This is a genomic window from Rhodococcus sp. IEGM 1370, assembly GCF_033142325.1.
In the GTDB taxonomy this organism is placed as follows: Bacteria; Actinomycetota; Actinomycetes; order Mycobacteriales; family Mycobacteriaceae; genus Rhodococcoides.
On record NZ_JAWLRY010000002.1, the window covers coordinates 196,125 to 209,068 of the forward strand.

Annotated in this window: 10 protein-coding genes; 5 read left to right on the forward strand and 5 right to left on the reverse strand. The window is 65.3% G+C overall.

Features of this window, described 5'->3' with window-relative positions; all coding sequences use genetic code 11:
* Positions 1-79: 79 nt before the first annotated feature.
* The 3 genes from R4P47_RS04105 (at position 80) to R4P47_RS04115 (ending at position 3,119) form a co-directional block, all read left to right on the forward strand.
* Entirely contained in the window at positions 80-2,194 is a 2,115-nt protein-coding gene (locus tag R4P47_RS04105) for an ATP-dependent DNA helicase UvrD2 (protein WP_411567290.1), read from the forward strand.
* A gap of 145 nt (positions 2,195-2,339) precedes the next feature.
* Positions 2,340-2,645, forward strand: a complete 306-nt coding sequence (locus R4P47_RS04110; protein ID WP_149405484.1) for a hypothetical protein — start codon at positions 2,340-2,342, stop codon at positions 2,643-2,645.
* A 153-nt stretch (positions 2,646-2,798) separates the two neighbouring features.
* Positions 2,799-3,119 carry a WhiB family transcriptional regulator gene (locus R4P47_RS04115; RefSeq protein WP_068045970.1) on the forward strand — a complete coding sequence of 107 codons (321 nt, stop codon included), beginning with the start codon at positions 2,799-2,801 and terminating at the stop codon, positions 3,117-3,119.
* A 50-nt stretch (positions 3,120-3,169) separates the two neighbouring features.
* On the opposite strand, the gene R4P47_RS04120 is transcribed toward R4P47_RS04115, so the two are convergent.
* The 3 genes from R4P47_RS04120 to R4P47_RS04130 all read right to left on the reverse strand — a co-directional run bounded on the left by R4P47_RS04120 (position 3,170) and on the right by R4P47_RS04130 (position 6,985).
* Positions 3,170-4,480: an ABC1 kinase family protein gene (locus R4P47_RS04120; protein WP_068045967.1), complete on the reverse strand. Its 1,311-nt coding sequence runs from the start codon at positions 4,478-4,480 to the stop codon at positions 3,170-3,172.
* Between the two features lie 91 nt (positions 4,481-4,571).
* Positions 4,572-5,465, reverse strand: a complete 894-nt coding sequence (locus tag R4P47_RS04125; protein ID WP_149405485.1) for a hypothetical protein — start codon at positions 5,463-5,465, stop codon at positions 4,572-4,574.
* Positions 5,466-5,587: 122 nt separating this feature from the next.
* Positions 5,588-6,985 carry a zinc-dependent metalloprotease gene (locus R4P47_RS04130; protein ID WP_149405486.1) on the reverse strand — a complete coding sequence of 466 codons (1,398 nt, stop codon included), beginning with the start codon at positions 6,983-6,985 and terminating at the stop codon, positions 5,588-5,590.
* Between the two features lie 146 nt (positions 6,986-7,131).
* Here R4P47_RS04130 and R4P47_RS04135 point away from each other — a divergent pair, with 146 nt between their 5' ends.
* Entirely contained in the window at positions 7,132-8,157 is a 1,026-nt protein-coding gene (locus R4P47_RS04135) for a PDZ domain-containing protein (RefSeq protein WP_317784105.1), read from the forward strand.
* A gap of 13 nt (positions 8,158-8,170) precedes the next feature.
* Here R4P47_RS04135 and R4P47_RS04140 read toward each other — a convergent pair whose 3' ends face one another.
* Positions 8,171-8,749 (reverse strand): PPA1309 family protein, encoded by a 579-nt coding sequence (locus R4P47_RS04140; protein WP_317784285.1) that lies wholly within the window; start codon positions 8,747-8,749, stop codon positions 8,171-8,173.
* A 276-nt stretch (positions 8,750-9,025) separates the two neighbouring features.
* On the opposite strand from R4P47_RS04140, the gene R4P47_RS04145 reads away from it, so the two are divergent.
* Positions 9,026-11,986, forward strand: a complete 2,961-nt coding sequence (locus R4P47_RS04145) for a UPF0182 family protein (protein ID WP_317784106.1) — start codon at positions 9,026-9,028, stop codon at positions 11,984-11,986.
* A gap of 147 nt (positions 11,987-12,133) precedes the next feature.
* Here R4P47_RS04145 and R4P47_RS04150 read toward each other — a convergent pair whose 3' ends face one another.
* Positions 12,134-12,715 carry a transglycosylase family protein gene (locus R4P47_RS04150; protein ID WP_317784107.1) on the reverse strand — a complete coding sequence of 194 codons (582 nt, stop codon included), beginning with the start codon at positions 12,713-12,715 and terminating at the stop codon, positions 12,134-12,136.
* Positions 12,716-12,944: the final 229 nt, after the last annotated feature.

Consider the following 12,944-nt stretch of genomic DNA (forward strand, 5'->3'; position numbering starts at 1 on the left):
GCCGACACCTGCATCGGCCGTCGGCCACCCGGTTCGGCCCCGGGTGGAACTGTCGGTACGCACTGACACAATGGTCCTCATGGCTGACGACGCGATGACCGCCGGACTCGATCCGGAGCAATCCGCGGCGGTACTGGCTCCCCGTGGCCCGGTCTGCGTTCTGGCGGGTGCGGGCACGGGAAAGACACGTACGATCACCCGACGCATCGCCCACCTCGTCTCTGCCGGGCATGTGTCCTCGGGACAGGTGCTGGCGGTCACGTTCACCGCGCGCGCGGCCGGCGAGATGCGTGGCCGTCTGCGCGAGCTCGGCGTCGGGGGAGACGGTCCTCCGGTGCAGGCTCGTACGTTTCACGCCGCGGCCATGCGCCAGCTCAAGTACTTCTGGCCTCAGGTGGTCGGCGACACCGGCTGGCAGCTGCTCGACCGCAAGTTCACCGTCGTCTCGCAGGCGGCGAACCGCGCCGGGGTGTCGACGTCGACGGACGCCATTCGAGATCTCGCGGGGGAGATCGAATGGGCCAAGGGATCGCTGATCGCACCCGAGGACTATCCGCGCATCGCGGCGAGCAATCGCCGTGACGTTCCGATGGACGCGACCAAGGTCGCCGCCGTGTACGCAGGTTACGAGGAGCTCAAGTCGCGCGGAGGTGACGGCATGTTGCTCGACTTCGACGACCTCCTGCTGCACACGGCCGCTGCGCTGGAGGAACATTCGTCGGTGGCCGACGAGTTCCGTGAGCGCTACCGCTGCTTCGTCGTCGACGAGTACCAGGACGTGACTCCGTTGCAGCAACGGGTGCTCGACGCCTGGGTGGGCGAGCGTGACGATCTCACCGTCGTCGGCGACGCGAACCAGACCATCTATTCCTTCACCGGGGCATCTCCGCGGTATCTCCTCGACTTCTCACGGAAGTACCCCGAGGCCACCGTGGTTCGGCTCGAGCGCGACTACCGTTCCACGCCCGAGGTGGTGTCACTGGCCAATCGCGTGATCGGTGCCGCTCGCGGTCGCATCGCCGGCACCCGACTGCAGTTGATCGGTCAGCGTCAGCCGGGACCCGAGCCGGAGTTCTTCGAGTACGACGACGAGCCTGCGGAAGCCGACGGTGTGGCGCGTGCGGTCAAGCGATTGATCTCGAAGGGCGTCGAGCCGGCCGAGATCGCGATTCTGTACCGCATCAACGCACAGTCGGAGGCACACGAGCAGGCGTTGACCGAGCTGAAGATCCCATACCAGGTACGTGGCGGCGAGGGGTACTTCACCAGGCCCGAGGTGCGGCAGGGAGTCAACGCGTTGCGGCAGGCAGGCGGTCGTGACGATCTGCCCGACGGCGCACAGGCGGGCGAGGGACTGCCGGCTCTGGTGCGAGCGGTGTTGGCCCCGCTCGGCCTGACGGCAACCGAGCCGACCGGTGCACAGGCCCGCGAGAAGTGGGCATCTCTCGGCGGTCTGGTGCAGCTCACCGAAGAACTTCTGGTGCACGATCCGGAACTGACCCTCGAGAAGTTGTTGGGGGAGCTCGCCGCGCGCGCCGAGGCGCGGCACCCACCGACGGTCCAGGGCGTGACCCTTGCGTCGCTGCATGCGGCGAAGGGGCTCGAGTGGGACGCGGTGTTCATCGTCGGTCTCGCCGACGGCACTCTGCCGATCTCGCACGCGATCGGAAACGACCCGAGTGCCAACAACGAGGCGGCCGTCGAGGAGGAACGCAGGCTGCTCTACGTCGGTGTCACCCGCGCCCGTGTCCACCTGCATCTGTCCTGGGCGCTCGCCCGCAACGAGGGTGGACGCAAATCGCGGCGGCGGTCGAGGTTCCTCAACGGTCTGATCCCCGAGGACTCACCCGCCTCGCGTATCGCCGCGCCTGCTGCCAAGAAGTCCGGGCCCAAGTGTCGGTTGTGCGGAAAGCCGTTGATCGGCACGTCCGCGACCATGCTGGGTCGGTGCGACAGTTGTCCGTCGAACGTCGACATCGCCCTGCTCGACGCGCTGAAGTCGTGGCGATTGGACAAGTCCCGCGAACTGAAGGTGCCCGCGTACGTGGTGTTCAGTGACAACACGCTGACGGCCATCGCGGAGCAGCAACCGCAGGACGAGCGTGGGTTGGTCGCGATTCCGGGAATCGGGGCCAAGAAGCTGGAGCGGTTCGGCGAAGAAGTTCTCACCGTGGTGCGAGCCTCGGACACGTGACGCGGAGGTTCCGAAAATTTCCGCAAAACCGCAGGTAGAAAATAACTTGTGCAGATATCGGCGGGGGGCTTAGTCTGTTTCACGTGCCGCGGGAGACCGCGCACTGTCCAATCCGCCGACGAGACCAGAACAGGAGCTGAAGAAAATGATCAACACATTGCACGCCGCCGTTGCCCACGCAACCGTCGCGTTCAGCCCTGTCCTCGGCACGGCACCTTTCGGAGTTGCCCCCCTCGGCACTCATGCCGCAGCCGCAGGCTCTGTTGCGCAGACGTGGATTCGTTCCTCTGCTTTCGGCCCCATCCAGGAGTCCGCATACGCGGCCTCGGTGTCGAATTCCGCCCAGGTCGCCCTGGCACCAGGAGCGAAAGCCGTTGCTCAGGCAGCCCGACGTCACCGCGCACCACGTGCGTCCGTGCTCGACAGCAGACACCGACTTCACTGTCGGTAGACGCTTCGACAAGCCCCACCAGGCCACGGACCCGCACTCGCGGACCGTGGCCTTTCTCGTTCAGGTAGTTCCTCTATCCGAGCGTGAGGCCGACTGGTTCGCATCACCCCTCGAACCGATAACGACGCCGCACGAAAAGTAGAGGAGACCGACGTGTCAACCGCCACGATCCGGACGACATGCCGACCAGAGTCCGAAAGTGCCTACGCTGCACAGTATTCGACCGAATCGGTCGAACTGGCCTTGTCGGTGCCCTGCCGAGCGGCGAACCCCGACATGTGGTTCGCCGACACCCCTGCCGAACTCGAGCAGGCAAAGGCGCTGTGCGCCCAATGCCCCATCCGCCGTACCTGCCTGAGCGCGGCCCTCGACCGCGCCGAGCCGTGGGGCGTCTGGGGCGGCGAGATCCTCGAGCAGGGTGTCGTCATCGCCCGCAAGCGTCCCCGGGGACGGCCACGCAAGAACGCAGCATGACGCCCGAGACCGGTGACGCCCGAGACCGGTGCCCGGTTTCGCCGAACGAATCAGTCGGTGAAGCCGGGCATCCACTCGGTCAGGATCGCCATGTACGGCGCGTAGGCGTCGAGTTGGGCACAGATCCCGACCAGCCCGCCCAGCACGCGAAAGATCATCACGTATTCCGCAGGCATGTTCAGTGCCCGAACGGTGCGGAACTGCGCACTGTTGAAATCTGCAGCGGTGCCCGCCGCCTTCTGCAGCCAGGCCCGGGTGAAGTGGAACGATTCGGTGTGAATCGGATCGGTGAAGGGACGCAGATAGTCTTCGATCTCCTTCTCTGTCACCGTTCGGCCCGGCACCACGAAGCCGCTCTCCGTGAACAACACCACGAGCTCGTCGAACTTCTCGTCGCGGGCGAGCGAGACCATACGACCCAGGACGGGCGGGAGACCGTCGGGCATCGGAGCGCACGCACCGAAGTCGATGACACCCATGCGTCCGTCGTCGAGCATCATGAAGTTGCCCGGATGAGGGTCGGCGTGCAGCAACTTCGCCCGCGCCGGGGACACGAATGCGAACAACGCGAGCAGTTCGCCCGCCCGGTTACGCTCCTCGGCCGTCCCGTTCGCGATCACATCGGCCAACGGCCTGCCCGTCATCCATTCGCTGACAACGACTTTGGGAGCACTGGCGACGATCTTGGGAATCGCGAACTGCGAGTCGCCTGCGAATTCCTTGCTGAAGGCACGTTGATTCGCGGCCTCGATACGGTAATCCAGCTCGTCCTCGGTACGGGCCGTCAATTCTTCGAGCACCGGCTTGACGTCCGTGCCCGCGAGCACCGTGCTGAACAGGTTCGCGAACCGCGACAGCGTCTTGAGGTCGGAGCGCAATGCGTCGTCTGCGCCGGGGTACTGGATCTTGACCGCGACATCGCGTCCGTCGGCCCAGGTTGCGCGGTGCACCTGTCCGATGCTCGCCGACGCGATCGCAGTGTCGTCGAAATCGAGGAAACGTGACCGCCACGCAGTTCCGAGTTGCTGGTCCAACACCCGATGCACGGTCTTCGCGGGCATGGGCGGGCCCTGCGCCTGCAGTTTGGTCAACGCCTCGCGGTACGGCTCCGAATACTCCTCCGGAACGGCCGCTTCCATCACCGAGAGCATCTGCCCGAGCTTCATGGCACCGCCCTTGAGTTCCCCGAGAACGGAGAAGAGCTGTTCGGCTGCCTTGGCGGCCATGTCCGCATCGATTTCGTCACGATTGCCGCCGGCGAGCTTCTTGCCGAACCCCATGGCGGCACGACCGGCCATCCCGAGGGGAATGCTGGCCAGTTTTGCAGTACGAGTCGATCCACGGCGCGGTATGTCAGACACAGCTCCATCATGGCTGAACCTTCCGACAATTGCTCGGACCGCCCCGCGCCGACCCCATCGGTCGTGGTGAGCTCGCTACGAGCATGTGTGGTCAGTGCCAGCAATCGCAGTGAGGATGCTTGGACCACAGGCGTTTGTGCACGGTGGTTCCGGTTGCTGCGAAGTCCAGTTCCATGGTGCAGTCGGCGGTCTCGGGAAGCGCGGCGTCGGAACGGCCGATGAGGTTCTCCAACTGAGCGAACGCGAACGCTGCCGTGGCCAACACCGTCGCGCTGCTGGCCTGGCCGACCGTGCCGAGCAGTTGAGCGGAAAGATGCGGCCACTCGGGCTCGAAGTCGCATCGCGTCAGATCTGCGCACCGCAGGCAACTCGTTCGACCGGGCAACACGAAAGGACCGACGATGCCCTTTCCGTCTCGCAGCCGCACCTGCAGATGTGGGATGCGCAGCCGCACCAGGTCGGTCACCAGTCGAGGTTCGGCAACCAGATCGTCGGCGAGCACCACGACGTCGTAGTTCCACGACCTCACCACCGAGTGCGGATAGCGCGTCGGAGTCAGACTCGTTCGACTCACCGTGACACCGGTTCGACTCAGACCGGAGGCCAACGCGTCCGAGATCGGACCCCGCCCCACGAGGTGCACGGTCTTCACCGTCCCCGGTCCGGCCTGCGACGCATGCGGCGAGGCGTCGGGCGGAACGGGTTCCCTCGTGCCGTGCATCAGCAACCCGGAGTCCTCCAGTTCGCCGAGCATCGCCGATGTCCGATTGGCCGACAGTCCCAATGTCATTGCGTGACAGACGATATGAGGTCTGGAATGACCCGCGGCCAGCAGCCGGAGTATTTCGAGTATCGAGCCCGGCTCGGCACCGGGAGGTGGCGTGACGACGACGCTGGTCTCGGGATTCCAGCCCAACTGAACGGTGCCGTCTCGACGCGGCAGAATTGCCACTGCAGGATCGAGTCGAACGGTCGGTGTGATCATGAGACACACTCTGACAGCGCCGACAACGAAGAACGCCCGCTCGGGGCACGTTATCCACAGGGTGGAAGTGCCTCCGAGCAGGCGTTCGACGGTCTCGATCGAAGTGGCGCGAACCCGACGGGTCAGGGTGTGGATGGACCCTTCTCGGGATCTCCGTCGGTGCCCTCGTCGTCGCCTTCCGCGGCGCGTTCGGCAGCTTCGGCGCGCTCCTTGGCCTCCATTGCCTCGAGCTGCGCGATCGGGTCGTCGAAGCTCGACGTTCCACCGCCGACCACGCGGTCGATGAACGCCGCGGGGTTGTCGAGGTCCGATGAGTCGGGCAGCAGATCGGGATGTGCCCACACACCGTCGCGTCCCTCGACGTCGGCTGCGGCGAGGAGCTGACGCCACAGCTCGGCGGCCTCGCGAACCTTGCGGGGTCGCAGTTCGAGGCCGACCAGCGTCGCGAAGGTCTGTTCGGCGGGTCCTCCCGATGCCCGGCGGCGCCTGATCGTTTCGCCGAGTGCGACGGCACCGGGCAGGCGGTCGCCCAGAGCGGCTGCAACCACCGTCTCGACCCATCCTTCGACCAGGGCGAGCAGCGTCTCGAGACGCTCGAGTGCGTGCTTCTGCTCCGGCGTCGTCTGTGGCTCGAAAGCACCCTGCTGCAGGATCGCCTCGATTTTCGACGGGTCGGTCAACGCGGACGGGTCGAGTCCTGCGGCGGCCTCCTCGATGGCCGAGAAGTCCATCCGGATGCCGCGCGCGTACTCCTCGACGGTGGCCAGAACCCGTTGCCGCAACCACGGAATGTGGCTGTACAGCCGCTGGTGGGCGGCTTCGCGTGCGGCGAGGAACACCAACACCTCACGGTCGGGCTGCTCGAGTCCTTCGCTGAACGACGAGATGGCAGACGGCAGCAATGCCGCTGTTCCCGACGGTCCGAGGGGAAGGCCGATGTCGGTGGACGTCAGCACCTCCTTGGACAGCTGACCGAGTGCTTGGCCGAGCTGCGAGCCGAATGCCATCCCGCCCATCTGCGTCAGCATGCCCATCATCGGACCCGCCATCTGCTGAGCCTCGGCGGGCAGGCCGGACGTCCACATGCCGGAGATCTGCTCGGCGACCGGGTCGCACAAGCGCTTCCAGGTGTCGATCGTGTTGTCGAGCCAGTCGACCGGTGTCCACGCGACGGTCTTCGTAGCCCCGGCCGGCAATGTGGTCGCCCCGTCCAGCCACAGCTCGGCCAGGTGTGCGGCGTCGGTGATGGCCTCTCGTTCGCCTGCCGACACCGGGCTGAAATCGCCCATCTGCTGACGCGCGAGCTGCTTGGCCAGGTCGTAGTTCACCGGCCCCGACCCGGTTCCGCCCGCAGCTCCCATGCCGCTGAGCATCTGGCCGAATTGGGTGAGCATCTGCCCCAGCTGTGCGGGGTCGAACCCCTCGCCGCCGAAGCCGAAACCGGCAGGGTTGCCCGAGCCGTCCGGATCCTTCTTCTTGTCCGGGTCGTCGTCGGAGGCACCGAAACCAAAATTGCTCATGACTCAACGGTACAAGCCCGACGAACGGAGAGAGTGGTGGATCGTCACGCTGACGGCGAACAGTCCGAGCCGTGAGAAGCCGGTACGGACGTACTCGGCAGGGGCGGTCTGCACCGTCGACCGTATTCGGATCTAGTGTCTACGGAGTGAACCGAAGGATCGCCACTCTTGTCGCTGCGCTGGTACCTGTGGTGGTGCTGGGCGTCACGGGCTCGGTCGTCACCGTTCCGTTCGCCGCTCTCGGCCCCGGCCCGACGTACAACACTCTCGGTGACGTCGACGGGGTACCCGTGGTGCAGATCGACGGAACCGAGGTCGACCCAACCGCGGGCCACTTGAACATGACGACCGTGGCCGTGCGCGATCAGCTCAATCTGTTCGAGGCACTCGGCTTCTGGGCCAGCGGCAGGCAGGGACTCGTTCCGCGCGAGGAGGTCTATCCGCCGGACATGTCGAAGGAAGAAGTGCAGGAGGGTAATCAGGCGGACTTCGAGGAGTCGGAGTCCAGCGCCGAACTCGCCGCGCTGCATCATCTGGATCTGCCGGTGACGCTCGCGGTGGCGAGTGTGGCCGATGACGGGCCCGCTGCCGGCGTGCTGAACGTGGGGGACACGCTCGTCTCGGTCGACGGAGCCGCGGTGTCCACGGCGTCCGCGGTTCGCGAGGCGGTCAGCTCCAGGGCCCCGGGTGATTCCATCGATATCGAGTACGTCCGGGACGGCACGACGCGGACGGATTCGGTGGTGCTCGAAGCCCGGCCCGACGACGACGCGTTGGGATACCTCGGCGTCACGCCCGAGGAGCAGCCGGACGTGCCGTTCGACGTGACGTTCAACCTTGCCGACGTCGGTGGACCGTCGGCCGGACTGATGTTCAGCCTGGCCGTGGTCGACAAGCTCAGTCCCGGTGAGCTGAGCAACGGAGAGTTCGTCGCGGGGACGGGGACCATCGACGCCGAAGGCACGGTCGGCCCCATCGGCGGCATTCCGTACAAGCTGATCGCCGCCCGTGAAGCCGGAGCCACCACGTTCCTGGTGCCGGACGCGAACTGCGGCGAGGCGCAACAGAACGTCCCCGACGGCCTCAGACTGGTGCGTGTCGAATCGTTGGACGGTGCAATCGACTCGCTGCAGGCGATCGGCTCCGGCGGCGACGTGCCGTCCTGCAGCTGACCCAGCCCTGTCGCTAGTCGTCGTCGACGTCGTCGAACGTGGCGTAGAGACCGTGCACGACGTTGGGGGCCAGGTCCTCCGCGATGCGAAGGTCGATGGGTGCAAACGGATCGGCGTCCTCGTCCGGGTGCAACTGCAGAAGAGTCAGGGACGGACCGTCCTTGAGGACCGCGACGATCAATCGCGCATCTCGTTTCTCGGGATGGTTCTCGGCAGCCGAGCGAGCGGCCTGGTCGGCCGCATCGGGATCGGCGAGCAGCGGGATCAACGCATCGTCGAGGGTCGATTCGGCTGCTGGGGGAAGAACTACGATCTCTTGGACCAAGGCGCATCCGACGACACCCTCGGGCCACGTGGAGGTGGCCAGGAACTCGTCCAGGGCGGGGGAGCCGCCGGTGATGTCCTCGGGTAGCGAATGCTGTTGGATCGGAGTCAGGGCAGCGCCGTCGGCCAAATCGTCGAGCAGTCCCGGCTCGGCCGCGGCGAGTGCGGCTGTGGGCACCAAGGCGAACATCTGGGGTGCCTGGTGCCATCCGCCGGCATCGACGAAGTCCGCTACCTCCCGCGCACACCACGCCAAGGCGTCGGCCACATCCTGTCCACCCGTCTCGGGGTCGAACTCGACACCGAAATCGTCTCGGCCGGGCAGTCCGTCGCTGTCGTTGCTCACCGCACTATCCTCGCATTCGGATGGTTCCTCGGATGCGAGGCTCCTGACCTGCGGTCGGCTGTGGCCGCGGTACGGGCGTCGCAGCCGTAGGATCAACGTACGTACAGTAGGGCGAAACGGACATGCGGCGCACGGCGAGTGCGCCGCCGAAGTCATCTGCGGCGCCGGTCGGCGTCGCCCGAAGTTGGAGTGTGGCTCGTGGGCATGAGGCCCCCCACCGGTATGCCGTCCTTGTCGCGGCGCAGCCGGATCTTGCTCGTATTGGCCTTGGTAGCAGCAGGTTTGCTACTCATCGGTCCCCGTCTGATCGACGTGTACACGAACTGGTTGTGGTTCGGCGAAGTCGACTTCCGCGGCGTGTACACCACCACTCTGCTGACGCGGTTGGTGATCTTCTTCGTCGTCGCCCTGGTTGTCGGACTCATCGTGTTCGCAGCTCTGGCGGTGGCGTACCGCAACCGTCCGGTGTTCGTGCCTGTCGCCGGGCCCAACGATCCGATCGCGCGATACCGCACCACGGTGATGAGCCGACTGCGCCTGTTCGGCATCGGAATTCCCGTGGTGTTCGGGTTCTTGTCCGGCATGATCGCCCAGACCAATTGGGCGACCGTGCAGTTGTTCATCCACGGCAGCGACTTCGGCATAACCGACCCGCAGTTCAATCTGGATGTCGGTTTCTACTCGTTCGACCTCCCGTTCTACCGGTTCATCCTCAATTGGCTGTTCGTCGCCATCCTGGTTGCCTTCTTCGCGAACCTGGTGACGCAGTACGTGTTCGGTGGAATTCGTCTCGCCGGGCGCGAGGGTGCACTCACTCGCGCAGCGCGGATTCAACTCGCGGTTCTGGCCGGTACTTTCGTCCTGCTGAAGGCCATCGCGTACTGGTTCGATCGGTACACGCTGCTGTCGAGCAGTCGCAAGGAGCCGACGTTCACCGGTGCCAGCTTCACCGACATCAACGCGGTGTTGCCGGCCAAACTGATCCTGCTGGCAATCGCCGTCATCTGTGCGATCGCCTTCTTCGCAGCGATATTCCTGCGTGATCTCCGTATCCCGGCGTTGGCCACGGCTTTGTTGGTGCTGTCGTCGATCCTCATCGGTGCCGTCTGGCCGCTGGTGATGGAACAGTTCTCGGTGCGCCCGAACGCGGCGGACAAGGAGAGCACGTACATCGAGCGGAACATCGCAGCAACCCGAGACGCGTACGGCTTGAACGACGACGTGGTCACCTATCGGGACTATTCCGGTGAAGCAGCATTGAGCCCCGGCGAGGTGGCGTCCGAGTCGGCCACGATGTCCAACATTCGCTTGCTCGACCCCAACATCCTCGCGCCCACCTTCACCCAGCAGCGTCAGATCCGTAACTTCTACGGGTTCCCCGACACGCTGGCCGTCGACCGATACCCGGATGCGGACGGCAACCTGCGCGACTATGTCGTTGCAGCCCGCGAGATCTCACCGCAGACGCTCGACGCGAACCAGCGTGACTGGATCAACCGCCACACCGTGTTCACACACGGAAACGGCTTCGTCGCAGCGCCGGCCAACTCCGTCGACGAGGCCGTCGCAGACGAATCAAGCGGTGGACGCGGTGGTTACCCGAACTACCAGGTCAACTGGATCGAGAACGATTCCGAGGGCACCATCCGCAAGGACGGACCCGGCGACCTGGATCAGCCTCGCATCTACTTCGGCCCGGTCATCGCCAACTCCGACGCGGACTACTCGATCGTCGGTTCCACCGGCGAGCCCCGCGAGTACGACACCGACAGCAAGAGTTACACCTACACCGGTGCCGCAGGCGTCGACGTCGGTAACTTCTTCAATCGACTCGTGTTCGCCAGCAAGTACGCCGAGCGCAACATCTTGTTCTCGAGCGTGATCGGGGACGAGTCGAAGATCCTGTTCAACCGTGACCCCCGCGACCGCGTACAGAAGGTCGCACCGTGGTTGACCACGGATGGATCGACCTACCCGGCGATCGTCGAGGGCAAGCTCGTCTGGATCATCGACGGGTACACCACGTTGGACAACTTCCCGTACGCCCAGCGGATGTCGCTCGAGGACGCCACTGCCGACAGCATCGAGTCGACGACGACACGTGCGTTGCCGAGCCGAGAGGTCTCGTACATCCGAAATTCGGTGAAGGCCACCGTCGATGCCTACGACGGCACCGTCAAGCTCTACGAGCAGGACGAGAACGATCCGGTGCTCAAGGCATGGGAAGGCGTGTTCCCGGGAACCGTCATTCCGAAGGACCAGGTGTCCGACGAGCTGCGCGATCACTTCCGCTACCCGGAAGACCTGTTCAAGGTCCAGCGTGAACTGCTGACCAAGTACCACGTCAACGATCCGCGAGAGTTCTTCACCAACAACGCGTTCTGGGAGGTTCCCACCGACCCGACCGCAGAGAACACCGCGGCCAAGCAGCCCCCGTACTACGTCGTCGCATCCGATATCTCGAACCAGGAGAATCAGGCGTCGTTCCAGCTGACCAGTGCGTTGGTCGGTTACCGCCGAGAGGTGTTGGGCGCGTACGTCAGTGCGGATTCCGATCCGGAGAACTACGGCAAGATCACCGTGTTGAGATTGCCGACGGATACATCCACGCAGGGTCCGAATCAGGTGCAGAACCAGATGACGACCACGACCGACGTGTCCGAGAGTCTCGGTATCGTGCGCCGTGAGAACACCGTGGAGTTCGGAAACCTGCTGACACTCCCGGTCGGCGACGGCGGATTGATCTACGTGGAACCGGTGTACGCCTCTCGTACCAACGAGGCGTCGGCCTATCCGCAGTTGATTCGGGTGTTGGTCTCGTACGAGGGCCGCGTCGGGTACGCCGCGACACTGCCCGAAGCCATCGAGCAGGTGTTCGGAGCGGGTGCCGGACGCACAGTCACCGCACCCGGTGAGACCGACGGAACCACGCAGCCCGGCGCTGTTCCCGAAACCGCGCCGTCCGACGGTGGTACGCCTGCGGCAACTCCGGCGCCGGCCACCGGTGGTTCGACGACCAGGGATGCGGCCGTGTCCGAATTGAATTCGGCACTCGCGGCCGTGCGCACTGCACAGCAGAGTGGAAATCTCGCGGAGCTCGGTACTGCGTTGGAGGATCTGCAGACCGCCGTCGATACCTACAACCAGGCAGGTAACTGATCGCTGAGGCCACGGCCTGCTGACCGAGCGAAAGAGCCGCCTCACCGAATGGTGAGGCGGCTCTTTCGTCGTTCGTCACCTGGCTCGTTCACGCTGTGCAGCAGTGCAACTCCGAGGTGAGTGGCAGTTCGACGAACTGCCGGGCGATCAGCGTCCGATGGGCGCGAGCACCGGGGCGTTGGCAGCAACGAAGTGCTGGAACTGCGTGCTCAAGCCGTACTGGTCGGCAAGCTTGGACGCTGCGTCGAACGCGCCCTGTGCAGCCTGCGTGGCCGCTGCGGCCTCGGGAGCCACGGCCGGTGCCGGTGCCGGTGCCGGTGCCGGTGCCGGTGCGGGAGCCGGCTGCGGTGCCGGTGCGGGAGCTGCCTCGGGCTCGGGAGCGGAGGCACCCTTGCTCAGCTGCTGACCGCACACGGGCCATGCGCCCGGTCCCTGGGTCTGAAGGGTGTTCTCCGCGACGCGGATCTGCTCGGCCTTGGATGCGTTGGCCGGTGATCCGGATCCGCCGTTGGCCGTCCAGGTGCTCTGAGAGAACTGCAGGCCACCGTAGTAGCCGTTTCCGGTGTTGATGCTCCAGTTGCCACCGCTCTCGCACTGCGCGACCGCGTCCCAGTTGTTCGGGGCTGCGTTGGCGGTTCCGGCAGAGATACCGAGGGGGATTGCTACAGCGGCACCTGCGATGACGGCCATTCCGAGTGCGCGCTTGCCGACATTGTTCAGTGTGGTCATTCGGGGTGAATCCTCTCCGCGCTCGACTGGCGCGACTGGCCTGCAATCACCTCGCCGGTGTGAATGGCGTTGGTGACCAGGCGCTTCGTATCGTCGCGGCTCTGCCCCCGTACGTCTTGGGGACCACACCCGCGGGGCAGAGCGAAAGGAGCGGCGGGGTGGTGCAGGCCCAGCGGTTTAGGGCCGTCCGTGAAGGTAGTCGAGGATCTGCTCACCGTCACTGAGCCAT